Annotated in this window: 24 protein-coding genes; 2 read left to right on the plus strand and 22 right to left on the minus strand. The window is 34.7% G+C overall.

Annotated features, from left to right (window positions below; genetic code table 11):
• Positions 1-99: 99 nt before the first annotated feature.
• Both J7574_RS19230 and J7574_RS19235 read right to left on the minus strand, forming a co-directional pair.
• Entirely contained in the window at positions 100-2,370 is a 2,271-nt protein-coding gene (locus J7574_RS19230; RefSeq protein ID WP_290972473.1) for a glycosyltransferase, read from the minus strand.
• Positions 2,354-3,409 carry a pesticidal protein Cry7Aa gene (locus tag J7574_RS19235; RefSeq protein ID WP_290972476.1) on the minus strand — a complete coding sequence of 352 codons (1,056 nt, stop codon included), beginning with the start codon at positions 3,407-3,409 and terminating at the stop codon, positions 2,354-2,356. The genes J7574_RS19230 and J7574_RS19235 overlap by 17 nt, the downstream gene beginning before the upstream one ends.
• A gap of 268 nt (positions 3,410-3,677) precedes the next feature.
• Here J7574_RS19235 and J7574_RS19240 point away from each other — a divergent pair, with 268 nt between their 5' ends.
• Positions 3,678-3,839 carry a DUF1328 family protein gene (locus J7574_RS19240; RefSeq protein ID WP_008467744.1) on the plus strand — a complete coding sequence of 54 codons (162 nt, stop codon included), beginning with the start codon at positions 3,678-3,680 and terminating at the stop codon, positions 3,837-3,839.
• A gap of 181 nt (positions 3,840-4,020) precedes the next feature.
• Here the strand turns inward: J7574_RS19240 and J7574_RS19245 are convergent, their stop codons facing one another.
• From J7574_RS19245 to J7574_RS19315, 15 genes are all read right to left on the minus strand, one after another.
• Positions 4,021-4,488, minus strand: coding sequence for a DUF1440 domain-containing protein (locus J7574_RS19245; RefSeq protein WP_290972481.1), 468 nt, complete (start codon positions 4,486-4,488; stop codon positions 4,021-4,023).
• Between the two features lie 26 nt (positions 4,489-4,514).
• Positions 4,515-5,024, minus strand: coding sequence for a DinB family protein (locus J7574_RS19250; RefSeq protein ID WP_290972484.1), 510 nt, complete (start codon positions 5,022-5,024; stop codon positions 4,515-4,517).
• Between the two features lie 182 nt (positions 5,025-5,206).
• Positions 5,207-5,416, minus strand: a complete 210-nt coding sequence (locus J7574_RS19255; RefSeq protein WP_290972487.1) for a hypothetical protein — start codon at positions 5,414-5,416, stop codon at positions 5,207-5,209.
• 13 nt (positions 5,417-5,429) lie between these two features.
• A complete protein-coding gene (locus tag J7574_RS19260) occupies positions 5,430-5,810 on the minus strand; it encodes a DoxX family protein (RefSeq protein WP_290972490.1) in 381 nt (126 codons plus the stop codon).
• Positions 5,811-6,116: 306 nt separating this feature from the next.
• Positions 6,117-6,857, minus strand: coding sequence for a GNAT family N-acetyltransferase (locus J7574_RS19265; protein WP_290972493.1), 741 nt, complete (start codon positions 6,855-6,857; stop codon positions 6,117-6,119).
• Between the two features lie 72 nt (positions 6,858-6,929).
• Complete coding sequence (locus J7574_RS19270; RefSeq protein ID WP_290972496.1) at positions 6,930-7,535, minus strand: Crp/Fnr family transcriptional regulator; 606 nt, start codon at positions 7,533-7,535, stop codon at positions 6,930-6,932.
• 163 nt (positions 7,536-7,698) lie between these two features.
• Positions 7,699-8,160 carry a hypothetical protein gene (locus J7574_RS19275; protein WP_290972498.1) on the minus strand — a complete coding sequence of 154 codons (462 nt, stop codon included), beginning with the start codon at positions 8,158-8,160 and terminating at the stop codon, positions 7,699-7,701.
• Between the two features lie 162 nt (positions 8,161-8,322).
• On the minus strand, positions 8,323-9,144 hold the full coding sequence (locus tag J7574_RS19280) for a hypothetical protein (protein WP_290972500.1): 822 nt from the start codon (positions 9,142-9,144) through the stop codon (positions 8,323-8,325).
• A 216-nt stretch (positions 9,145-9,360) separates the two neighbouring features.
• Positions 9,361-10,779 carry a TolC family protein gene (locus J7574_RS19285; protein WP_290972503.1) on the minus strand — a complete coding sequence of 473 codons (1,419 nt, stop codon included), beginning with the start codon at positions 10,777-10,779 and terminating at the stop codon, positions 9,361-9,363.
• Between the two features lie 279 nt (positions 10,780-11,058).
• Positions 11,059-14,223, minus strand: a complete 3,165-nt coding sequence (locus tag J7574_RS19290; protein ID WP_290972505.1) for an efflux RND transporter permease subunit — start codon at positions 14,221-14,223, stop codon at positions 11,059-11,061.
• A gap of 12 nt (positions 14,224-14,235) precedes the next feature.
• Positions 14,236-15,453 (minus strand): efflux RND transporter periplasmic adaptor subunit, encoded by a 1,218-nt coding sequence (locus J7574_RS19295; protein ID WP_290972506.1) that lies wholly within the window; start codon positions 15,451-15,453, stop codon positions 14,236-14,238.
• A gap of 250 nt (positions 15,454-15,703) precedes the next feature.
• A complete protein-coding gene (locus tag J7574_RS19300; RefSeq protein WP_290972508.1) occupies positions 15,704-16,297 on the minus strand; it encodes a TetR/AcrR family transcriptional regulator in 594 nt (197 codons plus the stop codon).
• A gap of 598 nt (positions 16,298-16,895) precedes the next feature.
• Positions 16,896-17,819: an SMP-30/gluconolactonase/LRE family protein gene (locus J7574_RS19305; protein WP_290972509.1), complete on the minus strand. Its 924-nt coding sequence runs from the start codon at positions 17,817-17,819 to the stop codon at positions 16,896-16,898.
• Between the two features lie 371 nt (positions 17,820-18,190).
• Positions 18,191-18,490, minus strand: coding sequence for a type II toxin-antitoxin system RelE/ParE family toxin (locus tag J7574_RS19310; RefSeq protein ID WP_290972511.1), 300 nt, complete (start codon positions 18,488-18,490; stop codon positions 18,191-18,193).
• Complete coding sequence (locus J7574_RS19315; RefSeq protein ID WP_057123481.1) at positions 18,480-18,707, minus strand: DUF2683 family protein; 228 nt, start codon at positions 18,705-18,707, stop codon at positions 18,480-18,482. The genes J7574_RS19310 and J7574_RS19315 overlap by 11 nt, the downstream gene beginning before the upstream one ends.
• Before the next feature lie 128 nt (positions 18,708-18,835).
• Here J7574_RS19315 and J7574_RS19320 point away from each other — a divergent pair, with 128 nt between their 5' ends.
• Positions 18,836-19,273 (plus strand): cupin domain-containing protein, encoded by a 438-nt coding sequence (locus tag J7574_RS19320; protein ID WP_290972520.1) that lies wholly within the window; start codon positions 18,836-18,838, stop codon positions 19,271-19,273.
• A 173-nt stretch (positions 19,274-19,446) separates the two neighbouring features.
• Here the strand turns inward: J7574_RS19320 and J7574_RS19325 are convergent, their stop codons facing one another.
• The 5 genes from J7574_RS19325 to J7574_RS19345 form a co-directional block, all read right to left on the minus strand.
• Positions 19,447-19,791, minus strand: a complete 345-nt coding sequence (locus J7574_RS19325) for a cupin domain-containing protein (protein ID WP_290972523.1) — start codon at positions 19,789-19,791, stop codon at positions 19,447-19,449.
• Between the two features lie 179 nt (positions 19,792-19,970).
• Positions 19,971-20,393, minus strand: a complete 423-nt coding sequence (locus J7574_RS19330; protein WP_290972526.1) for a DoxX family membrane protein — start codon at positions 20,391-20,393, stop codon at positions 19,971-19,973.
• Positions 20,394-20,648: 255 nt separating this feature from the next.
• The gene (locus J7574_RS19335) at positions 20,649-21,443 is read right to left on the minus strand and encodes an AraC family transcriptional regulator (RefSeq protein WP_290972528.1); all 795 of its coding nucleotides are present in this window, start codon (positions 21,441-21,443) and stop codon (positions 20,649-20,651) included.
• Positions 21,444-21,764: 321 nt separating this feature from the next.
• Positions 21,765-24,866, minus strand: coding sequence for a CusA/CzcA family heavy metal efflux RND transporter (locus J7574_RS19340; protein ID WP_290972530.1), 3,102 nt, complete (start codon positions 24,864-24,866; stop codon positions 21,765-21,767).
• A 31-nt stretch (positions 24,867-24,897) separates the two neighbouring features.
• Positions 24,898-25,986: an efflux RND transporter periplasmic adaptor subunit gene (locus tag J7574_RS19345; RefSeq protein WP_290972532.1), complete on the minus strand. Its 1,089-nt coding sequence runs from the start codon at positions 25,984-25,986 to the stop codon at positions 24,898-24,900.
• Positions 25,987-25,996 lie beyond the last annotated feature (10 nt).

The following is a 25,996-nucleotide window of genomic DNA, read 5'->3' on the forward strand; positions in this document are numbered from 1 at the left end:
ATTTTTGAAATTATTGGTGTAAAAAAAAAATCCCTTCCATTAAGAAAGGGATTTTCAGGGTTTAAAAATGAAGTATTTGGTTAGCTTCAATTTCTTTTATTATAAATTTATAGCGATGCCGCTTCGGGATTTTATTAACGGAATAACACGCGATTGCGACATTGCCAGTTTTTCCATTAATAATCTTGCGGTGAGATAGCAAACGGTAGATTCTGCGCCTTGATTTAAGTTTACATTGTATTTTTCAAGTCCGTCGTAACCGCCGCCACTTACAGGATTATACATAATCTGGTTTAAATGATTTTTGCCTAAAAACCAGTTAAATGCCGCTTTCATTTTCTTTTTATATTCTGGAGTTTTAAAAACATTATAAAATGCATTTAAAGTTTGAATGGTATAAGTAACATCAATTGGCTGCTCTCCATATTCACTCGGTTCTGAGCCTTTATGATGCCAGCTTTGGTTTGAAATGGCTTTAAAAGTTCCTTTTACAAATGTTTTAGAAATCAGAAAATCTAAAGAGTCTAAAGCTACTTTTTTGTAAACCGGTTTATTGGTAATTAAGTACGCATATAGCATAGATTCTGGAAGAATTCCGTTTCCATAAGTCAGATAATTTTCAAACCATTGCCAATCTTCTGTAGCTGTATCTTCGTAATTTGCCAAAAGTTTAGCATTCAGTTTATTAATGATTGCTGCAACATATAGATTAGGAATTCTGGTATGGTACAAATACAGTCCTTTTGTAGCAAAACCAATTGAACGTGGCGACTGAATTGTTTCGGCCCATTTTAATGAATTCAATAAACATTTTGTTGCTTTTTTGGTAATGGTTTCTGGAAGAATATCAGACATTGAAACCACAGTTCCTAAAGCCCAAAGAGCTCTTGCATTAGAATCTTCCAAATTTACTTCGGCATTTTGTTCAACATGCTCACGGTTTTCTTTATCGACATAATTGATAAAGTCTCCTTTTGGTTTTTGGCAACGGATAATAAAGTCTAAATAGATTAAAATATAGGCCAAATCGTCTTTATCTTGAGTCTGTTTGTAATGCATACAGAACGCAATCAATGCTCTAGCATTGTCATCTAAAGTATATCCTGAATCTAAGTCTGGAATCGAAATTTTGCTGAATTGAATGATTCCTAATTCAGTTGTTAGTTTCTTAATATGTTTTAGCTGAATAGGAGGATAGCTGAATTTAATTTCTGACGGATTTTTGATGAGTTTTTTATAAGTGTTCATTTGGGTAATTCCGACATTTTCCCATGATGAAGCTCTCATTTTGGTAAACGAGCTGACTCCCATTTCATGTCTTAGATTTTCATCTTCGATTAGTTTAATCGCGGCTTCAGCAAATTGATCAGAATTTCCGATATCGCATAAAATTCCAGAATCTGCTGTTAAAACTTCTCTCGTGTGCGGAATTTTAGAAGCCACAATCGGACAAGCACAGCTCATCGCGTAAGCAAAAGTGCCGCTCACAGCTTGATTTGGATCTTTTGAAGTAAACATATAAATGTCTGTCGCTTTCAAATATTCTAAAAGCTCGTTAGTATCTAAATATTGATTGATAAAACGAACATTATCTTGAAGATTTAATTCTTTAACCAAACCTTCCAATTTATCTCGATAGGTATCAACACCCTCTTTAATTAAGTTGGGGTGTGTTTTGCCAATAATTAGATATAAAGCATTTGGTGCTTTTTGGATAATTTTTGGTAAGGCCTGTAAGCCTGTTTCGATATTTTTACCTTCACCCAAAAGGCCGAAAGTTGAAAGTACTAATCTGTCTTGAATGTTTAATTTTTCTTTTGCCTGTTCTGGAGTTTCGTAGATTACAATATGGGTTCCATGAGGCACGCAAGTAATTATTTCTTCATTGATGTCGTAGTCGTTGATTAGTATTTCTTTAGATTTATTTGTCATTACAAAAACCGAATTGCTATAACTCAAAAGCAATCTTACGAATGTTCTTAATTCATCATTCGGATTCGGAATTACACTATGAAAAGTATAGGTAACTGGTGCTTTAATGACATTTAAAAAATCTAAGAGATGATCTCCGTAATTTCCTGAAAACAAACCAAATTCATGCTGAATATGAACCAATTTCACAGTTTCATCCTGATTAATTTCCTCGGCTACTTTGGCATATTCTTCTCGATTTTTGGTGTTTAAGGTAAATGCTTGTGTTGGTTGTTCTTTGGGTTTATCAACAAGTTCACATATTTCGCATTTGATAGATTTACCATAAACATCTGTGATTCCTTTAATGGTATCTTGAGTATAGGTTGCTATGCCGCATTGCGTAGGCGGAAAAGTAGATAAAAAAACGATTTTTGATTTATTAGATATTGTTTTCATGAGAGTTCATTTTTAATTCGGTTAATAACTCGTTAAGGTTCAGAGATGCCACCGCAATCTTATCATCGGCAGCGCCATAATAAATATATAGTTGGTCATCAAAAATGGCTGTTCCTGTTGGGAAAACCACATAATTGACATAACCATGTCTTTCGTAATATTCTGAAGGAGTGATAATAGGTTTTGGCAGTCTGGCTATAACTTTTGAAGGATCTTCTAAATCCAGCAAAACAGCGGCGGCATGATAAACCAAACCTTTCTCTCTTCTTTCAGCAGCATGATAAATTAAGAGCCAGCCGTCTGCTGTTTCTATTGGCGGGGCTCCTGGACCAATGTGACTTGTTTCGTGATCATATTTTGGTTCCATTATAATATGATCGGGAAGATTTTTTAAGTAATCTTTCCAAAAATCTTCGGTCAGTTCTGATTTCTTTTCAAACGAAAAAATCTGAATCGATGGAAATAAGCGGTGCAAGGCAACGAATTTTCCATTGAACTTTTTCGGAAAAAGAACCACATTTTTATCCCAAACAAACAGATTGTCTTTGATCGTTTCTGTAAGCGGATAATTTCTTTCTGTATTAAATGCCAAAATCTTTGCAATGCTAGGATTCTGTAAATGTTTTCGAATCAAATTTGTAAATTCATTAAGAATAAATCTTGGCGTTATAATGCCTTTTTTCTTAAAAACTTTCAAATCTTTTGAAACAGCCAAGGCTCCACAAGCATTAATTCCGTCATAGGTGACATATGTCATATAAAACCTGTCGTCTATTTTGGTAATTCTTGGATCTTCTACGCCATGAATTTCATAGATATAATCAGGAACAAAAATTGGCTGTGTATTTCTTTCAACCAATGTAGTTGGCCCATCAAAACGGCAATACCCAATGGTAGAAAAATTTCCTCTTTTTGCAGCTCTGTAAAACATGTGAACAGTATTTCCGTCTTGATAAATGGCTGGATTTAAAACACCTAATTCTTCAAAAGTTCGATCTGTTTTTTCTAGAATCACACCATGTTTCGTAGCTTCTTTCATTACCGTTGTAAATTTTATCTAAAATTACTTTGAGATAGAAGCGGCAATTAATCCAATCGATCAAAAAATTAACTCAAAAGCATAAACATGGTAATTCTGTAAGGCTGGCAAATAATAGTGAAAGTGGCGTGTACTCTGGCGTTGTTTTAATTTATTGGGATAATAATTAAGCGTATAGAGTTAACAAGATTTGTAGGAATAAAAGAATTTTGAAACAAACAAAAAGGTTTATAAAATAGTCGTATTAAGAACTTAAAAAATCAATATTATGTTACGTTGGACAGTTATATTCATCATTCTTGCTATCATAGCCGGAATTTTTGGTTTTGGCGGTATCGCTGCCGGAGCCGCAAGTATCGCAAAAGTTCTATTCTTTATCTTTTTAGTGCTGTTTATTATATCATTAATTACAGGACGAAGAAAAGTTTAGTTTTCTTTTGGCCTTTGTTACTTTTTATTTTTAGAGACAAAGTGACATAGTTACAAAGTGCCAAAGTTTTTTTTTGCCTTTGTTACTTTTTATTTTTTAGAGACAAAGTGCCAAAGTTACAGAGTGCCAAAGTGTTTTTTGGCCTTTGTCCCTTTGTAACTTTGTCCCTTTGTTACTTAGTTTAATACCATTTCGCATAATATTTCCTAGTTATGAAAGCAATCGGAATACCGACGCAGCAAATCACAATAAGGATAGAAAGCAAAAGCGGAAAATCTAAATTCTTCTCGGGTAAAACCGGAAACACAATGGGCAGCACAACGAGATTCATTATTACCCAAATAAAGAAACCATAAGAGACACCCGAAAGCAAAGTGTTTATTTTGAAAAATGGGATATAGGGGAAAATCTTAAAATAAAACCAGGCAAAAATAAAAGCAATTAAGAAATGAAGTCCCAAACCCGCAAAAGTCATTTCTGGTCCGCCTGTGTAGACTTCCTTTCTAAAAATTCCGCTTGCAATAGACTGTAAAATTTTTTCGGCTGTTGTTTTATGCAGTATCCCTGCATAAATTAAAATAGCGGCAGTTATGTCTAATGCTCCTGCAACTAAACCAGAGGAAACAATGGTCTTAACTTTTGATCTCATAAAATTAATTTTGAGTTAAATAGGCTCTATTGTTTTTTGATATGCTCGTAAATCGATTTTATCTGCTGTGTGTGCCGTTGCGTATGTATAATGGCAAAATAGAGCCATTCGTAAATGGTAAAATGATCAAATCCAGGTACTTTAGAATCTAGGCACGTTAGTGTCAAATCATAAGTTTCTGCGGCTTCAAATAAATCGTTTTGTATTTTTTTAATAGAAGCCAGCAGCGTTCCTTTTTCATATTCGATATCAGGAGGCTCTATGTTTTTGGGAGATTGGTATTTGGTGGAATAATCTAAAAAAATAGCATCAAGAGCTTTTACGTTTTGATCAGGTTCTCTGGTTGTTTTTTCTGTATTTCCTGCAAATAGCATAGTTAAACCAGAGCATGCCAGAATAATATGTTGCGCAGTTTGCCCAGCAGTCCAGCTCCCTTCAAACGGAACAATATTGATTTCTTCTTTTGAAAAAGAGGAAATTAAATCGTGCAATTTACTGTAGGTTTCCAGTAAGGTATTTTGAATAGCGCTCTTCATTTTTTTTTAATTTTAGAAATTGAAAATTCGACAGTTGATGTATACCGATTGGTTTATGAAAAAACCTCAGTACAGAAGCTGTGAAATTAAATTTATAGAATTAGGGGAAATGATACTCCTTCAAATATACAATAAAAAATATTAAAATGCTATAGGTCAAGCATTTGAGAGGTGTTAATTTTTTAAGGAAGGACTTCGCAAAAGTAGCCGTGCGAATTTAAGATGTCGATAATTTTTGTATTCGAAATAGCAGGCGCATGAATACGGAGGATTTTGTCGCAATCTTCTAAATCGAAGTTAATCGCGCTGTTTGGATAATGCTCAAGAAGTTTCTCAATGATTTGATGGCATTGAGATTCTTCTTGAACATTTGTTTTAAAAACTTCAATCATAAAGTTTTGGTTTTTAGAGTGCTATGTTTTTATAACGCTGTATTTTATGATATGTTACATACGATACAATTAAAATGGCAAAGACGATTAGAGGGAAGAAAGATTGAAAATCAACTCCGTCAACAGCAAAATGACTTATGGAAGCAAAAATAAAATCGAAAGCAAATCCTGCATAAGCCCATTCTTTTACGCGTCCTGGTACTTGTGGAATAATTAAAGCTAAAACGCCAAGAATTTTAAATACAACCAACGCATTTCCAAAATATTCTGGATAGCCCAAATGTCTAATGCCTTCTTTAGCCAGTTCTGATTGTGAAGTTAAAGCCGGCATAACGCCTTCAAATAAAAAAATAAGAATAGTAGTAGTCCAAAAAATGATTTTTGTTGTTTTCATTGGGTATTTGTTTTAAATAGTTATTAGTTAATGTATTACAAATCTAATAATGTTTTCTTTGTAACGAACTACACATTTGCGACTATTTTAGGGGCATTTTGGACAGAATTTAATTATGAATGGTTAATTGTTAATTGTGAAATGTAAATTGATAGTTGGTATGTATTAAACGAAATAAAAGCTCTCGCAAAGTCACAAAGTCGCAAAGTTTTTTAATTTTTCTTTGCGACTTTGCGTCTTTGCGAGAAATAAATCTGCGAGAAACATTCAAAAGAAAGTAAACGCAAAGCCAGAAAATTGGAATTTTTAAATATTGGAATTTAAAAAATAGTTGGTGATCAAAAACAAATCTTCAAAACCCAATCTGGTATAAATGCCTTTCCCTAAAGGAGAAGCTTGTAGATGCGCATATTCAGCTTCAGCGTCAATAGCTTTGTTAATGGCAAATTTCATGATTTCTTCGGCGAAACCTCTTTTACGCATTTCTGGAATAACCCCAACACCATGAATTCCCATAATATTTCTGGTTTGAAAAAGAGTAAGCGTCCCTATTGGTTTATCCTCTAGATGAACCAAATAAAACTCTATGTTTTCATAATTATGAACCAATGTTTCCTTGCTAATTACATAGCCAAAAGATAGCGGATAAATGTCGGACCAAGTTTGGGCATCTTCTTCATTAAAAACTCTTTTGAAAGTAAGATTACTTTCTGAGGAAAATTTTTCTCCCAGTTTTAAAGCCATTGCCATGAGCTGGATTCGTGTTTGGAATCCGTTTTTTTCGAAGATTTCATTGGAATTGCTTCTAAAAATATTCCAATACGGAATAATCAAACCTGGGTTTTGGTCTATAATATCAAGAATCTGAGGCAGATTTTCTTCTGTAATATCTTCTCGAAACCATAATCTATTTGGCCAGCCTGAATTTTTTATCTGACTGAATTGAAAAGGATCATTTTTATGGTAAGAAAGTAGAGGAGTGGCAACCGTTTTCCAAAGCGCTGTAAGATTGTCAATATTGTCTTTGATGAGGTCTGTATTTTTCATTTTTTGATATCGAATTTAAATCTAGAACAAAGATAAAATGAGCTTCCTTGAAAAGCCTTTACATATGTTGATTTATAAATCTTTTTCTAGACTTTTTCTAATTCGGCTTAACTGAGTTGGAGTAATGCCCAAATGCGATGCAATATGCAGCAACGGAATACGATCGGCAATATCAGGATGTTTCTCCAAAAGATTGACATATCTTTCAGTAGCATTCTGCATAACAAGGGCAACTTCTCTTTGTTCTTTGTCGATGATCCAGTTTTTTTCTAAATGAGCAATATAGAAGTTTTTTAGGTCATCATTTTCATTAATCAGTTCAATATATCTTTTATAATTGATATTGATTATAATCGAATCTTCTAGAGCTTCTATAGTAAAATTAGAAGGAGTTTGGAGCATCAATGAAACTTTAGAGCCTGCAAGATAATATTCAAGGAAAAGATTTTTATTATAGAAATTCCCTTGTTCATCTGTTATAAAAGCTCTTAAAGCTCCTTTTGCAATAAAATGAAGGTTTTTGGCAATCTCTCCATTTCGTAATAGGGTTTCTCCTTTTTTGATCGTTTGGAAATCTGTTGTGCTTTCAATCAATTTCCACGATTTGTCAGAAATAGGATAATAACTTTCAATAGTTACTTTTAGATTGTTGAGGTATGTTTCTTTATCGAAAGTCATTTTTTTGGAGATTTGCCACTAAGGCGCTAAGTCGCAAAGATTTATTTATGACTGCCACGAATTACACTAATTTTCACTAATTTTTTTATTCTAAAATATTAATTCGCGAAAAATTAGTGGCAACAAAAACTTTGTGTCTTAGCGCCTTCGTGGCAAAAAAAAATTAATCAGCATAATGATAAATGCTTTTTTTAACTGTATTATTTATTTTTTCTATCGTTACCTCAGTTACACCACCTTCATAATTCATCGTAATAGCAACTTTGTCTTTAGCAATTTCGTAATCAATAGAGATTAATCCCTCTTTATTTACTTCAATAGATTTTTTTTCAGTTGGAAGAGTGGTTAAATAAAATTCTGATTCATCTACTTCTTTATTTTTAATGATATTTTGATAAACCTGATTGATATCTGTATCTTTTATAATACATTCTCTTCCAGATCCCATTTCCACTTCGATATCCTTACAATCTCCTTCTTCTGGATTCTCTTCTTTTATTTCTTTTTTGGCTGCAGCAACAGTATCAACAGGAGTTTTAGCCGATTCTAATTCTTTCTCCGAATTGTTTTGTTTGCAATTTGTAAATGCTAAAGCTAAAAGCGCGAAGCATGCTATTTTTTTCATTAGTTTAAATTTATTAATTATGTCCTGCCGCGAAGGCGCAAAGACACTAAGTTTTTTCTTTTCAAAAGTAAGAAAATAAGTCGAAGTTTTTTGTTTTTTAAAGAAAGCAAAATCTCACAACGGATTTTACACAATTGGGTTTATTTGGAAATAGTTTGCATTTTATTGAAAGCTAATTCTTAAACTATTTTGTACTCTGGCTTTATTTCCTTTATAGGATCCAGGTCTCCAATTGTTGTAATCTTTTTTAAGGGTTTTTAAGGCTAGATTAATTAAATCTTTTTCGTATTTTTTGTTAATACCATTCTCATTCACCCAATTACTTTCTTTTAAATTACTTATTGTTCCATTTTTTTCTACAATGAAATCTACATCAACAAAAAGATTATGAGCACTTTTTTTATTTATAGGTAAATCTGTCTTTATAGTTGTATAATAATCACTTTCAACATAATAATTTAAAAGTTGTGGTTTTTCGGCTTTTTCCAAGTCATAAATACTAATAATTTTATCATTGGTATTTATATTCTTAATTAGAATTTTTATGGCTTCATTTTCTATTTCTGATTTATAATTTTCACCATATTTTGCTTTCATTTTTAAATCTATGTAAGCACTATAACAGCCTACAGTCTGGCCTTCATATCTCACACAACCAATATCTTGAATTCCAAGTTTAAATTTCTTCTTTTTAAGAACTTCTTTAATTTCTTCTTCATAAGGTTTAAAATCGCATCCAAAACATATTGTTTGAACATAGACTCCATCGTATTTTGAAAGATCATTTTTTGCTCTTTCAATTTCACCATTACATAAACTATCAGTCTTAGGAACATTCTTCATATACTTCTCATAGTCTAATGGTGGAAGAGGCTTAACAATTTTGGTTGTATCTAATTCAGATGTATTAGTTACTGTTTTAGTTTTCTCACAGCTAATTATCGAAACGAAAAATATAAAAAGAATGAAGTAGTATTTTTTCATAGAATGATTAATAATCTGAAAGTAAATATATGAATTTATAGAAATGTATCAGGAAGGTATTGATGAGATAAAAAAATCTGCGAGAGACTTTAAAAAAATCTTAGTGCCTTGGCGCCTTAGTGGCAAATTAAAAAACCAAAAAACGCCATGAAACCAAAAGGTTCCACAGCGTTTTCATCTCAAAAAATAAATAATTAACGGGTAATGTAACGGGTATTATTTCCAGCCTCCGCCTAGAGCGCGGTACAAATCTGTATTGGCTGTAAGTTGCTGTCTTTTGATATCGGCAAGTTCTAGTTCGCTTTGTAAAAGATTGGCTTGAGCCGTTAAAACTTCAAGATATTCTGCTAATCCGTTTTTAAATAATAAGTTAGCGTTTTTAATAGCCTGCTGTAACGTTTTTACTTTTTCTTTTAAGAAAGTTTCCTGTTGCTGTAATTTCTCTACTTTAACCAAAGCATCCGAAACTTCGCTAACGGCAACTAGAACCGATTGTCTAAAACTTAAAACTGCTTTTTCTCTTTCCGCGACAGCGATATTGTATTGTGTTCTAAGTTTTTTATTGTTTAAAAGTGGCTGTGTTAAACCTCCTGCAACTGTTCCAAACAAAGAAGCTGGAATGTTGAACCAATTGCTGGTTTCAAAAGAGTTTACGCCGCCTTGAGCCGTAATTCTGAGAGCTGGGTATAAATCCGCTTTCGTGATACCGACATTTGCGTTGGCAGCTTTTAGAGCCAGTTCGGCACTTTTTACATCAGGTCTTCTGCTTACTAATGCAGACGGAACTCCGATTGCTGTATTGTGTTTCACTTCTAGTGCGCTTAAACGAACTGATCTTTCTTTCGAATTTGGGAAAGAACCAGTTAAAACACTCAATGCATTCTCTTGAATCGCAATATTTTGCTCCAATAATGGAATCAGCTGTGCTGAGTTTAATTTCTGTGCTTCCGATTGTTGAATGGCCAAAGTTGTTACCTGACCAGCATCGTATTTTAATTTGATAATATTAGTCGTACTATCATTTAAACGAAGATTTTGTCTGGCAATATCCAATTGTGCATCCAACATTAAAAGGTTATAATATCCTCTCGAAACATTAGCCACAATATTGGTCTGCAATGCCTTTTTTACTTCTTCAGACTGAAGATATCCTGCGTAAGCCCCTTTCTTTTGGTTTTTGATCTTTCCCCAAATATCAGCTTCCCAAGAAAGAGAAGCTCCAGCAGAATAATCGTCAATATGTTTAGCTCCAATTGCCTGATTTAAGTTTAATCCAGTAAAACTATTGTCTGACGGATTGTTTGTACTCGCATTTACAAATAAGTTAACCTGAGGCACATTTCCCCATTTTGATTGTGTAAAACGATATTGGGCAATTTCGATATTTTTTTCGGCAATCTGAAGGTCGTTGTTTCTTGCAACGGCACTGTCAATCAATTTGATAATATCTTTTTCTGTAAAGAAGTTTTTCCACTCGATATCGGCAATACTTGTGGTATCACTCGAAACCGATGCATTCCTGAAATTCTCAGGAAATGCATCTTTTGGAGTTTCAAGATCCTTTGAAACTTTACAGGATATTATGGTCGTGATCAGAATGGCGAAGGTCACGATTTTGGTTATATAATTTTTCATTGTCTTTTTATTAGATTTCTGTACCCTTTGGCTTTGGGTGTAATTTTTTCAACACATATAAACATAGTTTTGTAAACTTAAAAAAGGCGTTTCACTATTTTAAATGCACATAGTTTAGCTATGTTTCTATGTATTAAAATATATTTTTAAATCTCTCTCAGCTTAAATTTCTGAACAAGTATCTTTTCTGGTTTCAAGATCTTTCGAGATTCTGTATGATATATATCCGATGCCAAAGATGATGGCAACAAGGATTGTCGTTATATAGTTTTCCATATTTTATTTTTCTTCGTTGTGAACTACAGCGATTGGTTTTCCGCTGATTTTTTCTTGTAAATGTTGGAACACAATGAATAATACTGGGATGATAAATAATCCTAGAATTACTCCAGAAAGCATTCCGCCCGCTGCTCCAATACTAATCGAATGATTTCCTTGAGCCGATGGTCCTTTTGCGCTCATCATTGGCACAAGACCCACTACAAAGGCAAGAGAAGTCATGATAATTGGTCGCAAACGTAATTTTGCAGCATCAATTGACGCTCTTACTAAGGCCATACCTGATTTTCTTTTTTGTACCGCAAATTCCACAATCAAAATGGCATTTTTGGCGAGAAGTCCGATCAGCATGACAAGAGCAACTTGAACATAAATGTTGTTTTCGATTCCTGTTAAACCGATAGCTACAAATACTCCAAAAATACCTGCAGGAATTGATAAGATAACTGCTAGAGGAAGGATATAGCTCTCATACTGTGCAGCAAGTAGGAAATAAACGAATATCAAACACAGTAAGAAAATTGTAGCCGACTGACCTCCTGAAGAAATCTCTTCGCGCGTTTGGCCCGAGAATTCAAACCCGTAACCTGCAGGCAATTGTTGTTTTGCTACTTCTTCAATTGCTTTAATGGCATCTCCAGAACTAAATCCTGGTTTCGGAATGGCATTAATAGAAATTGAGTTAAACAAATTATATCTAGAAGCGGTTTCAGAACCATAAATACGAGTTAGTTTTACTAAAGTATTTATCGGCACCATTTCGCCTGTTTTATTTTTAACGAATACACGGTCAATTGCTGTTGGATCTGCTCTATCGGCAATATCAGCTTGAACAACCACACGGTAATATTTACCAAATCGGTTGAAGTCTGATGCTTGCGCGCTACCAAAATAAGCTTGCATGGTTTGTAAAATGTCTTTTACATTTACGCCTAACTGATTCGCTTTTTCATCATTAACTTCCAATTGCAATTGAGGATAATCGGCTTTGAAAGATGTAAAGGCAACCGCAATTTCTGGACGTTTCATCAATTCTCCAATGAAATTTTGAGAAATACCGCTGAACTTGTCTAGTTTTCCTCCCGTTTTATCCTGAAGAACCAAATCTAAAGCTTCAACGTTACTAAATCCAGGAACTGTTGGGAAACTGAATACGAAGAAACTTCCGCCAGAAATAGCGCCCAGTTTGCCACGAACCTGATTCATGATTTCGTCAATATTTTTGATTTCTCCACGTTCTTCGTTTGGTTTCAGCAATACGAAAACAACTGCAGAAGATGGACTTGTAGAATTCGTTAATAAGTTAAAACCTGAAATCGCTGTTACGAATCTTGAAGCGTCTAAACCTCTTAATGTATTTTCAGCTTCAGTCATTACTTTTTGAGTTCCGTCAAGAGATGTTCCAGATGGAGTGTTAACTGCAATGGCAATAAATCCTTGATCTTCTGTAGGAATAAATCCTGCAGGAGTTGTTTTTACTAATAAAACAGTTGCTACAGTAATTAAAGCCAATCCGCCTAGACTCAACCATTTTTTTCTGATTAAGAATTTTATTCCGCCAACATAACGATTGGTTAGCGATTCAAAACTGCTATTAAAAGCGGTAAAGAATTTTTCTTTAAATCCTTTTTTCTCATGAGGTGCATTTGCATCATGCTCTCCGTGATTGTCTTTTAAGAACAAAGCCGCAAGAGCTGGACTCAAAGTTAAGGCATTAACAGCCGAAATTACAATTGCAATTGCCATCGTAAAGGCAAACTGACGATAGAAAACTCCCGTAGAGCCTTCCATAAAACCAACCGGCAGGAATACAGCAGCCATTACCAGCGTAATCGAGATAATAGCACCCGTTATTTCGTGCATTGCTTCATGGGTGGCGATTTTTGGAGGCAGATGTTTGTGCTCCATTTTCGCATGCACGGCCTCGACGACCACAATCGCGTCATCTACCACAATACCAATCGCCAGAATTAATGCGAAAAGCGTTAGAAGGTTGATCGAGAATCCGAATAACTGCATGAAGAAGAACGTTCCTAAAATTGCTACAGGTACAGCAATAGCCGGGATTAAAGTTGATCTAAAATCTTGCAGGAAGATAAATACCACAATGAAAACTAATATAAAAGCTTCCAGTAAGGTATGTTCAACCTGTTCGATTGATTGGTCTAAAGATACTTTTGTACTATAGAAAATATTGTGTTTAATGCCTGTTGGAAAATCTTTAGAAGCTTTTTCCATCATTTTATTGATTGCAATCTGAATATCATTCGAGTTAGATCCAGCTAACTGAATAACTCCAATTACAACTCCTTTTTTACCATTTAAACGAGTTAAACTGTTGTAGGAGTAAGCACCTAACTCAACTCTCGCAACATCTTTTAAGCGAAGTACTGAGCCATCTGCATTAGAACGTATAGCAATATTTTCATAATCTTCTGGTTTACTAAGTTTACCTTTATATTTAATTACGTATTCAAAAACTTCCTTACTTCTTTCCCCAAATTTACCTGGAGCAGCTTCCAAACTTTTGTCCTGAATCGCTGCCATCACCTCATTTGGCGTTACTTTGTAAGTAGACATTTGAGTTGGGTTTAACCAAACACGCATAGAGTAATCTTTTACTCCACCAAAAATACTGGCAGAACCAACTCCAGGAATACGTTTTAATTCTGGAATAATATTAATCTGTGCATAATTGGCAACAAAAGTCTGATCGTATTTTGATTCATCATCTGTGTACATACCAATCGCCATGATGAAACTGTTTTGCTGTTTAGCCGTGATAATACCTTGCTGAACAACCTCTGCTGGCAATTGGCTTGTTGCTTGAGCAACTCTGTTTTGTACGTTTACTGCGGCCTGATCTGCATTTGTTCCTAGTTTGAAGAAAACAGTAATCGCCAAACTACCATCGTTACTTGCAGTAGAACTCATGTAAGTCATGTTTTCTACACCATTTATAGACTCTTCGATAGAAGGTGCAACAGAACGTAAAACCGTTTCTGCGTTAGCTCCAGGATATACCGCCGTTACCAAAACTGATGGAGGCGCAATATCGGGAAACTGTTGTAAAGGCAGTTTAGTTAAACCAAGCACACCCAGAATCACCAACAAAATGGAGATTACAGTTGCCAGTACTGGTCTTTGTATAAATATTTTGAACATTTGATTTTATAATTATTTTTTGTTAGTTACTTCGGCAACTTTAGTTGATTTTTCAGGCTGAATCGCTTGTCCGTCCTGAAGTTTGTCAATACCGCTTAACACGATTTGGTCACCAGATTTTACGCCGTCTTTAATTAAATAATTCGTACCGCTTTTCCCTACAACGGTAATTGGCATTTTAGTCACTTTGTTATCTTTTCCAACGGTGAAAACAAATACTTTGTCCTGCATTTCAACAGTAGCAGCCTGCGGAACCAAAATAGCATCGTCGTGGTTTAATCCTAAACGGATTCTTCCTGTGTTTCCAGAGCGTAAAACTCCGTTAGCATTTGGGAAAGTTGCTCTAATCGTGATAGCCCCTGTAGTTTTATCAAACTGGCCATCAACCATATCGATTTTTCCTGTTTTTGGATAAGCGCTGTTATCAGCCAAAATCAAAGTAACTGGAGGTAATTTTTTGATTTTATCGCCTAATGAACTTCCTGCATATTGCTCTTTAAAGTTGATGAAATCTGTTTCACCCAAAGAGAAATAAGCAAATACTTCGTGAACATCAGATAGAGTAGTAAGAGGCTCAACATCAGTTGCAGAAACTAAGCTTCCTTGTTTTTTAGGCAGCCTTCCAATATAACCGCTTACTGGAGCTGTTACGTTAGTATATCCTAAATTAATTTTAGCAGAACCCACCATTGCTTTTGCTTGCTCGATGTTTGCATTAGCAATTTTTTGAGTGGCTTTAGCTGTTTTTAACTGATAATCAGAAACTACTTTGTTCTGAACTAACGGAGTCAATTTATCAACTTCTAAATTAGCGTTGATTAAAGCCGCTTCGGCCGCATGAAGACTTGCTAAAGCATTGTTTAACTGCTCGCGAAACGGACGTTCATTGATTTTAAATAATGTTTGTCCTTTGTTTACGTAAGCACCTTCGTCAACATAAACTCTTTCTAGGTTTCCGCTTACTTGCGGACGAATTTCAACGTCTACAGTTCCTTGTATAGAAGCAGGATATTCAGAGTCAGTGATTGTGTTTGCACTTGTGATAGCCAAAACTGGCAAAACTGGTGGAGGTGGAGCAGTAGGAGCCTGATTTTTATCGGCGCAGCTGCTTAACACTAATGCCAGAATAAAACTGGTTATAATTACATTTTTCATTTTCATAGTGGTTTTAATTGGTTGAACATTTTCTCGGGTAAAAAATTCTGGAATTCTGGAATTCTCGGGATTCATATTTAATTAAATTAAATTATCTAACGTTGTTAAGTAAAAGTGCGCAAATTTCCATACAGCAAAACCTTTTCAATTCTATTTTAAATCAGTATTAAATTATCTAACATTGTTAAGTAAATGAGTAAAAAAAACTCGTTTATTACCTTTATTAAATTTTCTAACAGTGTTAAGCGAAAGTTATAAAAAAAAGGATTTTACATTATCCCGTTTAAATCATTTTACACTGTTAAGTAAAATTGAAAAATTTTTTTTATTGTATTGATTTGATGATACCACCAATGGCATCCTTCAAAATTTGAGCATTAATTGTTTCTAAAATATCACTTTTGTTAATGATGTTGATGGCGATTAAACCATGAATAACAGAAAAGAAAGTGAAGTACTTTTGCTTTATAATATCTTGCGTTGGGTTGCTGTCCTTCATGATTTCAGCAATAACATCGGTGAATAATTTGTAAGGTGCCTCCTGAGCCGAACATCGCTGCGCACAGCAAGTCATTTGAACACCAAACATAAGTTGATACATTTCAGTATTAGTAAAAGCGAAATCCCAATAGGTCATCCACATAGCTTCTAACTGATCTTCGGGTTTTTCAAACTTATCTATTGCAGCTTGCAACTCCTTAGCCAGTTTCATAAAACCTTTGCCTGTCAGTTCTTCTAAAATTGCTTCTTTATTTGAGAAATATTCATAAATAATAGGAGCAGTATATTCGATTCTGTCAGCAATTTTACGCATACTCAAACCATTCCAGCCTTCTTCTTTTACGATATCATAAGCAGCGCCAAGAATATTATTTCTTGTCTCTTCTTTTTGTCTTAAAATTCGATCTTTGCTAGCCATTGTATTCAAGTATTAAATCGTTTAACACTGTTAGACAAATGTATGGCGGTTTTTCGAATTACAAAATATTTTTATCATAATATTTTCTTATCGCACGATAAGTAATTCAAAAAATACTTGTGAAGTGCTGATTTTACAAGCTTTGTAATTTTTGAAATATTTTTGAGGAGCAACAAAATTTTCGTTTTCAAGAATATTTGTCCCGCTCTACACTATATCTTTTGTGTTGAACCCCAACACAAAAGGATGCCGTTTCGATCGGGGCTAGGCGAGAAGTATCTTTTTTGATAGATTTCGAAACAGATCTGAAAAAAAATCCGTCAGGAATGACAAATATTGTAGCAACGGATTTTAATCCGTTGAATAATAAAATAGAAACATCAAATGAGTTCCGTAGGAACGGCAAATAGTGAACAGGTAAGAATATGTATCGATCCTACGGATCTTTTGCATTGTGAAAATCTATAAATGACCGGATTGAAATCCGGTCCTACAATAATTTGGTCGAGCCTACAGCTCTTCATAGCATTTGATTTAATAGATTCAAAAAAGAGGAGTACAACATTTTGCGATGAACAATTTTTCGATAGATTTCAGATTATTTGATTCCCCGAACGTTCATTTCTAATGTATAAACACTTTTACTGGCTGTAATAAATAGTGTTTTAAATTTTTTTCCTCCAAAACAAACATTAGCTGTCCATGGTTCAGGAACCTCAATATGGGCTATTTTTTCTCCTTGTGGATTGAATATGGTAACTCCTTTTCCGCATAGGTAAATGTTTCCAGATTCGTCTATTGTCATTCCATCTGAACCAGATTCAGTAAACAGCTTTTTTTTGCCTAAAGAGCCATTACTTTCGATTGTATAAGAGTACGTTTTATTTGCCGCTATATCAGCTACGTATAAGGTTTTTCCATCCGAAGTTCCAATAATGCCATTAGGTTTTGCAAGATCATTCTCAACGTTGATAATTTTGGATTTATCTGGAGATAAATAGTAAACGCATTCTTTCTCTATTTCTTTGGAGGTATGCGTCCAGTAGTCCCTTTTGTAAAAAGGGTCTGTAAAATAGATGCCACCTTTTGGGTCAACCCAAAGATCATTGGGACCATTCAGCCTTTTTCCTTCGAAATTGTTTATTAATACCGTATAATTTTTGTTTTTGTCAATTTTCCAAAGCTCATTTTTTTCATCGGCGCAAGCCAAAAGGTTGCCTGTACGATCAAAGTACAAACCGTTAGCTCTTCCTGCATTTTCCATAAAAACAGAAAGTTCGCCATTAACCGACCATTTCATGATTCTATTATTAGGCTGATCCGTAAAATAAATATTTCCTTTCTTATCCGCAGCAGGTCCTTCTGTAAAACTGAATTGATCGGATAGTTTTGTGAGAACTGCGCCTTTTGCTATTAAGGCATGATTTTTTTCTTTTGATGTTTGAGCGTATATAAAATTTGTAAAAGTTAAAGTAATAACAAATAAAAGGGTTGATTTTATTTTAAGTTGGAGTGAAGGCATAATAAAGAGATTTAAAAGTTGCTTTTTAAGCGGTTTTAAAAGTAGTTTTTTATTTCTGATATTCTGCAAAACCGGATTCAAATTTGTTGCTTAAATTATCTCGCAAAGTCGCGAAGGCACAAAGTTTATCCTCATTTTTGTCATTCTGAGGAACGAAGAATCTCCGCAAGTAGCTCTTCAAAGATTGATGTTTGTTGCTTAAATTATCTTGCAAAGTCGCGAAGACGCAAAGTTTACCCTCATTTTTGTCTTTCTAAGGAACGAAGAATCTTCGCAAGTAGCTCTACAAAGATTGGATATTATTTTAATAAAATGAAATATAGATAAAAGGTTGCGTCCCGCTGAAACGTATATAAACTACAATTTAACGGTTATCGAACAGGATATTTTTCGGGATTCTGTGAAGTATGAAAAACAGCGTTTAAAAAGACAGTTTTCGAGAATTCATCAACAATGAAAAATGCCACATATGGAAATTTTTTAAAAGGGAGATAGCGGTAATTGTTATCGTGAAATTGATAAAATGGATTTATCTGTAGAGCTTTATAGGTTTTTTTATAATCATTAAGAAAGTCTAAGGCTACTTTCTTGCTGACTTTTATGATATAATATTCAATAGCTTCCTCAATATTTTTTAATGCAATTGGAGAAACGATAATCTTATAATTCATACTTCTTTTTTAAATCAGTGTAAATTGATTCAGCATCTTTGTAATGACTTCTGTCTAAATTAATCTGGCTATTTAAAATCTCCTGTTGTTCAGAAGATAGCTCATAAGGTTTTATATTTGCAATTTCAAATTTTATCTTCAATGCTTTCATAAAAGCTTTTACAGCTTCAATCTGAGAGTCATCTTCTGTATATGCTGTGATATTAATTGCTTGCATGATTTTTAAAGTTTACTAAAGTTAATAAACAAAGTTATGACAAAACTCTAATTTTCATGTTACTGATTCCATTTTATTTTCTCCAATTATTTATGAATGTCAATTTTTCGTAACATTACAATAAAAAAATGAACACACTTACGACCCTAAAAACCGCAATCGCTCTTTTGCTTTTCCAACAAATAACCTTTGCTCAGGAAACCAAAAAAGAAATAGCAGAACCACAATACACCATCGAAAACTGTGTGAATCATTTTGAAATAGACAAAGCCACCAAAACCAAAGTAGGTTATCAATATTGGTTTGCAGATAAAAACTTTACTCAGGAAAACACTTTAAAAATGAGTATTGTCGAACCAGGAAAATCGACACATGCGCCACACCATCATCCGGAAGAAGAATTCTTTTATATTCTAGAAGGCTCGGCTTCTTTTTTCTTAGATGGCAAAACGGTAGTTGTCGGACCAAATACCAGTTTATACTGCCCGCCAAATGCAGAACATGGAATAAGTAATGCTGGAAATACCAATTTGAAATATTTGGTTATTAAGAAGGATTTGAGGTAAATTAGTTATAGAAATTTTAAATATTGCAACTATTTGAATTGCCTCCTGCTTTAGCTGGAGGTTTTTAATTGGTAAAATAAAAAGGCTTTAGCCCAAAAAATATATTTGGCTAAAGCCTCAAAGGACTCGTAAGTAGACCTCCAGCTAAAGCAGGAGGCTACTCAATATTTTATTTACTTCAAAATAACAACCTCTTCTGGTACAACAAACAATAGCGTACAACCTGTTTTAGAAAATACAGAATGTGTACTTTCAGGTGGCATGTATAAGTAATCGCCAGCTTTCAGTTCGTCTTTTGCAGATCGAACTTCGCCTTCTAAAACAAAGATTTCTTCTCCGCTTGGATGGATATGATTTGGGTAAGAAGCGCCAGCTTCAAATTTTAATAAAAAAGTTTTAGGTCTGTTAGTGGCTTCGTCAAAGCGTAATACTTTATAAAAAATTCCATCTGTATTTACACCTTCTTCAATAAGAGGTTTCCAGTTTACTTCGCTTGTTTTTGTGATTTGTTTTTCCATTGTAATTGATTTTAAATTGTTTAATTCGTTGTGTGTATTTATTTTTAACACATAGAAGTATAGTTTTCGAAGATTTAAAAAGGCGTTTCACTAATTCAAATGCACATAGTTTAGCTATGTTTGGAAACTTGTTTCTTTTACTTTCTTTTTTCATCCAAAAAATCTATGGTTCTATGTGTTTAATTTTTTGAAAGAATTTCGTCCAGACTCCATTGGTATTTTTCGACAGTTGATAAAAGAAAAGCGCCCATCGAAAAGACAAATACCGAATAATCTAAAGGATCTTTTACACCAAAAGAATAGGTCATTGCTAATGCAAAAAATAAGGTTAAAACAGATGCGGCAATTGATGCCAATCTTGTTTTGTAGCCAAAGAAAAGGAGCAAACCCAAAAGTGATTCGCATATTGTGGCTGTAATGGCAATTGCGGGAATGCAATTTTTTGGTGCGAAGGAATTTACTTTTTCGGCGTAAGCCAAGAAATTTTCCCAACCTGAAGACTGCGCTCCCCAAAATCCCAACCGACTTGAAACAGCAGAAATAAATCCGCTGGCTAATGCAATACGTAAAAGAAAAATGGCAAAATCCTGATATCTTTTCATGACTAAATTGTTAGTAATTATTATGATACAAAGATCTCGCAAGTACGCTTGCTAAGAAATAGAGAATCTCGGAAAAAGCATGTAATTATAATTTTTTAAACGCAAAGAAGCGTAGAGTAAAAGCTTAAAAAAGGAGTTTCGCTTCTTTATATACATCCCGAAGCTTCGAGACTATGTGTTGAGAAACTAGTTTCTCTTTTATTTACTTTAAGAAGTTTAGAATAAAAATCTATTTTTCTATGTGTTTAAAAACATTTAGGCACTAACAATTTTCTCCTTAAAAGATTTTGGAGAAACTTGAGCGTGTTTTTTGAAGAAGTTTGAAAAATAGAAAGGATCATTGAAACCTAAAGCATAAGCAACTTCTTTTACAGAAAGTTTTTCATAAGTAAGCAGTCGTTTGGCCTCAGAAACTATCAAACCGAAAATAACATTTTGTGCTGTTTTACTCGTATGCAATCTCGAAAGTTCGTTGAGTTTGGCTTCGGTTGTGCCAATCAAACCAGCGATTTCATTTACCGAAAGATTTTTATCGAAGTTTTTTATAACTGTTTCCAGAAATTGAAGAAATAAAGCATCGGGTTTGTAGATTTCGTCTCCACGATTTATTTTGGTTCGGTTGATTTCGATTAAAATCAACTCAATTCGGCTGTGAATAGAAATTAGATATTGATACGGCTGTAGGTTTATTTCGTTTGTAATTTCTTCAAGCTGACGAACTACAATTTCGGGCTGATCGACCTTGATCATTTCGTTCATCGCAAAATGGCAAAACAAACCATTATGGAAAATCAGTTCCATGTCGCTATCGTCTTTACAGAAAAAAGCATAAGTAAATTCTAGAATAAATCCGGAAGCATTTTCAATGTCTTTAAAATAATGAATTTGTCCAGAAGTAATCGTGATAACAGAATTTTCGGTTAATGTAAATTCATTTTCATCAACAGAAATCGTAGTTTCTCCCGAAGTGCAAAACACCAATACGTATTTTAAAACACGTCTGGGAGTTTTTAATTCTGTTGCCTGATTAAATGTTTTTATTTCAACCATTTTTGTGAATTTGTTTTCTCAAAAATACAAATTATTTTGTTTCAGGTTTAAAGTTTCAGGTTAGCTTATTTTGTCTGTAGAATTTGCAAACAGAGGATACAAGATGGTGTGAATCGGCACAGTTTGTCATTTCGACGTAAGGAGAAATCACACACGTTAATCGACAAAGAATTGTGACCTACTTTGCGGAGTTTCTTGTGCGATTTCTCGTTCCTCGAAATGACAAAAATGAGTAAATATGTGATCATTTTTTCATAAAAAAACACCTCCAAACCATAAGAGTTCAAAGGTGCTTTCAGAATAAATAATTACAATTACAAACTACGAATCGGGACTCGTATCTTTTTTGCGGTAAACCAGATAGAAAACTTGTGGTAAAACCGTTAACGAAAGAATCATACAGGTTATTAATCCGCCTACGATCATGATGGCTAAGGGTTTTTGAACTTCAGAACCCATTCCTGTTGATAAAGCAGCAGGTAATAATCCTAATGAGCCCATTAAAGCAATCATGACAATTGGACGAATTCGGCTGTGAATTCCGTATGAAATGGCGTCTTTTAAATGCATTCCCGCACGCATGTTTTCGCGAATCATTCCGATGAGGACAATACTGTCAATTGCGCTGACACCAAAGAGAATGATGAATCCAATTCCTGCCGAGATTCCGAAAACTGTTCCTGTTACCCAAAGTGATATAAAACCACCAATAAAAGCGTACGGCATGGCACTTATGGCTACCAGTGTATCTTTGAAATTACCAAAGTTGAAATACAGCAGACATAAAATCAGTACTAGAACGACAGGTACAATCATCGCCAATTGTTTCGAAGCTCTTTCTTTGCTTTCAAATTCTCCTGCCCATTTCATGACATTTTCTTTGGGAAGTTTAACTTCTGCAGCTACTTTTTTCTGTGCTTCTTCGATCGTACTTCCAAGATCTCGGCCTTCAATACTAAATCCTACAGCAATGTAACGGCTGTTTCCTTCACGATAAATAAACGTTGGACCTGTTTTGTATTCTACGGTTGCAATTTCTTTTAAAGGCACTTTTTTACCATTCATTGTTGGAATCAGAATGCCTTCGATTTTCTCTTTAGAATCACGATATTCTTTTTCAAAACGCAGGGTAATGTCAAATATCTTTTCGTCATCATAAAATTTAGTTGCAGCTTGTCCGCCAATTGTCATTCTAATCACAGCTTGCGCATCGGCAGTAGTTACGGCGTAACGTGCCATTTTTTCGTCATTCAGCTGAATTCTCAATTCTGGCAATCCAATGTTTTTATAAACGTTGATGTCTTCAATTCCTTTAACATCTTTAATCGAATTAGCGACTTTTGCGGCCATTTCTTCCATCTGGAAAAGATCACTTCCGAAAATCTTTATCGCTAGCGGACTTTTTACTCCTGCTACATATTCTTCTACATTATCCTGAATGGGCTGACTAAAACCAAACGCAACTCCTGGATATACATCGAGTACTTTTTTGATTTCGGCAATCAGTTCTTCTTTGCTGATATCGTGTTTCCATTCGTCTTTATGTTTTAGTTCAATATGGAATTCGATATTAAAAAATCCCGTTGGGTCGGTTCCGTCGTTTGGTCTTCCCGTTTGCGAAAGCACAAATTTAACCTCTTCAAACTTCCTGATTTTGGCTTTCATTTCTTTAGTCAAACGAACCGATTCATCCAAATTAATACTATTAGGAAGCGTTGCCCTCACATAAATTGCCCCTTCATTCAGCTTCGGAATAAACTCTGATCCGTAAAATGCAAATCGCACACAACAAATTGCTAATAAAGCTAAGAAAGCATAAAGTGTCGTTTTACGATGTTTTGTACTCCATTGAAAAAGTTTGTATAAATTAGTTCTAAAGAAACGCGAAATCCTATTCTCTTTCTCTACAATGTTTTTCGTCAGCATCACTTTACACATGGCAGGCACGTAAGTAAGCGATAAAATCAGCGAACCTAATAAAGCGTAACCTAGAGTAAAGGCTAGGGGAGAGAACATTTTTCCTTCTACTTTCGTGAATGAGAAAATTGGCATTAAAGCGACAATCAAAATAATCAGGGCGAAGAAAATATAGGTTGCCACACTTCCTACGCTTTTTTTGATTAATCCCATTTTGCTCATGTTGTTAAAGCGTTCCATCCCGACTTTATGCGCTTTCTTTTCGAGAGAAACAAACACATTTTCTACGATAACCAATGTTCCTTCGAGCAGTAATCCGAAATCGAGTGCTCCCATAGAAATCAAGTTCGCAGGAAGTCCCTGAATTCGTAACATTACAATAGCAAACAAAAATGAAAGCGGAATCACAGACGCCACAATCAACGAAGTACGCCAATTGTAAAGGAAAATAAACACGATCAAAGAAACTAGTAAAACGCCTTCAATTAAGTTTTTGGTTACCGTTTTTACAGTTGTATTCACCAATTCGGTACGATCGATAAACGGAACGATTTTGACATTATCCGGCAAAACTCTTTCGTTTAGTTCTGCCAAACGTTCTTTTAATCTTCCAATTACTTCGCCCGGATTTTCACCACGAAGCATAATTACGATTCCTTCTACAACATCATCGTCGCCATCTAATCCAACTTGTCCTAATCTTGGCTTTGCCGAAATCGAAACTTCAGCTACGTGTTTTACTAGAACTGGTGCGCCCCCTTTGGTTTCAATTAAAATATTTCCAATATCTTCGACTTTATTTACTAATCCAACTCCGCGTACCACATAAGCCTGATCGCCGCGCTGAATGACATCTCCACCCACATTGATATTGCTTTTTGAAACAGCTTCGTAAACATCTAATGCAGATAAATTGTAATTTTCAAGTTCCGTAGGGTTAATTTTGATTTCAAACATTTTTTCTTCTCCACCAAAACTTACCACATCGGCAACTCCGGGAACGGCAACCAATTCTCTTTCGATAACCCAATCCTGAATCGCCTGAACTTCTTTAATAGGCAGATCACTTTTAATGACATATCTAAAGATTTCGCCCGTTGCTCCAGACGGCGGATCGATTTCGACATCGGCACCCTCTGGAAGATCAAGTCCGTTTAATCGGTTTGAGGCGTATTGCTGTGCGTAAAAATCTTCGACTCCGTCATCAAATAAAACCGTAACTACCGATAATCCGAAAAGGGAAATCGAACGAACTTCTGCCTTTTTAGGAATCGTATTCATTTGTTTCGAAATAGGAAGTGTGATGAATTTCTCTACTTCTTCGGCACTTCGTCCAGGCCATTGCGTAATAATTCTGGCTCTGGTATTGGTTACGTCGGGAAATGCTTCTATGGGTGTATGAATGTAACTCACGATTCCGGCCACCAATAAAACGGCAGTCAGGAAAAACACGATGAGTGAGTTTTTCAAGGAGAAAGCCACCAGACCTTGTACAAATTTTTTCATGTCTTGTATTTTTTATCCGTTTTTAGGGATCTTAGTTTTTTAATCTTTCGTGAATCAGCAATTGGTTTTTGGTAATCACCTTTTCGCCTTCGTTAACACCTTTGTCAAAATAAAGCCAGCTGTTGTTTTTCAGTTTCGGGCTTATTTCTCGGGTTTCAATGGTACAATCGTCTTTGTAGATTAAGATATAATCGCGGTTGTTGTCAAAAATGGCTGCTTTTGCAGGAACAGAAACCAATTCTTCACCACCCACACTTTTATCGATTGTAATGTCGGCTGTCATTCCTGGTTTTAATTTCAGGTTTCGGTTGTCCATTACAATTCGTGCTTTCAAAACATGTTCGTCGGCATCAAAAACTTTTGCCATCATATTGATTTTTCCTTTAAAGATTTCTCCCGGATAAGCTGGAGTTGTAACATCAACCGCCATATTTTCGCTGATGTTTTTTAGGTTACTCGTATAAACATTAACCAAAACCCAAATTTCTTTTAAATCAGAAATCGTGAATAACGGATCGCTTTCGCTGGTAATCTGAGTTCCTGTGCTGATGTTTTTGTCCACAATATAACCTTCAGTTGGCGCTTTAATTTGAAAAACAGATCGATCACTGCTCGCGCTAAACATCGCCAGATTGGCTCTCACATTTTCTAAAGAAGATTTTAAAACGTCCAATTCGCTTTGTGCCTGCAACAAATCTTTTTGAGAAGAAATTCCATCTTCAAACATTGATTTTGTCGCTTGTAACTGACGTTGCGCCACCGTAATCTGCGACTGTAATGATCTGCTTTCAGATTGCATGCTGTTTAATTCTGTACTTTTAATTTCTGCCAGAACTTGCCCTTTTTTCACATAATCGCCCAAGGAGAAAGTAGTTTTGGTAATAATACCTTCAACAAGGCTGTTAAACTGAACTACGTGATCGCCGTTGTAAGTAATATTTCCAGTAAGATTAATCGATTCGCTTACGGCACGTTTCTGTGCTGGTTCGATCGTAATTTTTTCTTTTAATTCTTTATCAATGCAGAATTTTTCATCCTGCGCTTTTTTAACTTCTTCTTTCTTGCCACATCCGTAAACGAGCATTAACCCAAGCATTGGGATTACAATAAGTTTCTTCATTCTATTTTAT

It is taken from the genome of Flavobacterium sp., from assembly GCF_017744675.1.
Lineage (GTDB): Bacteria > Bacteroidota > Bacteroidia > Flavobacteriales > Flavobacteriaceae > Flavobacterium.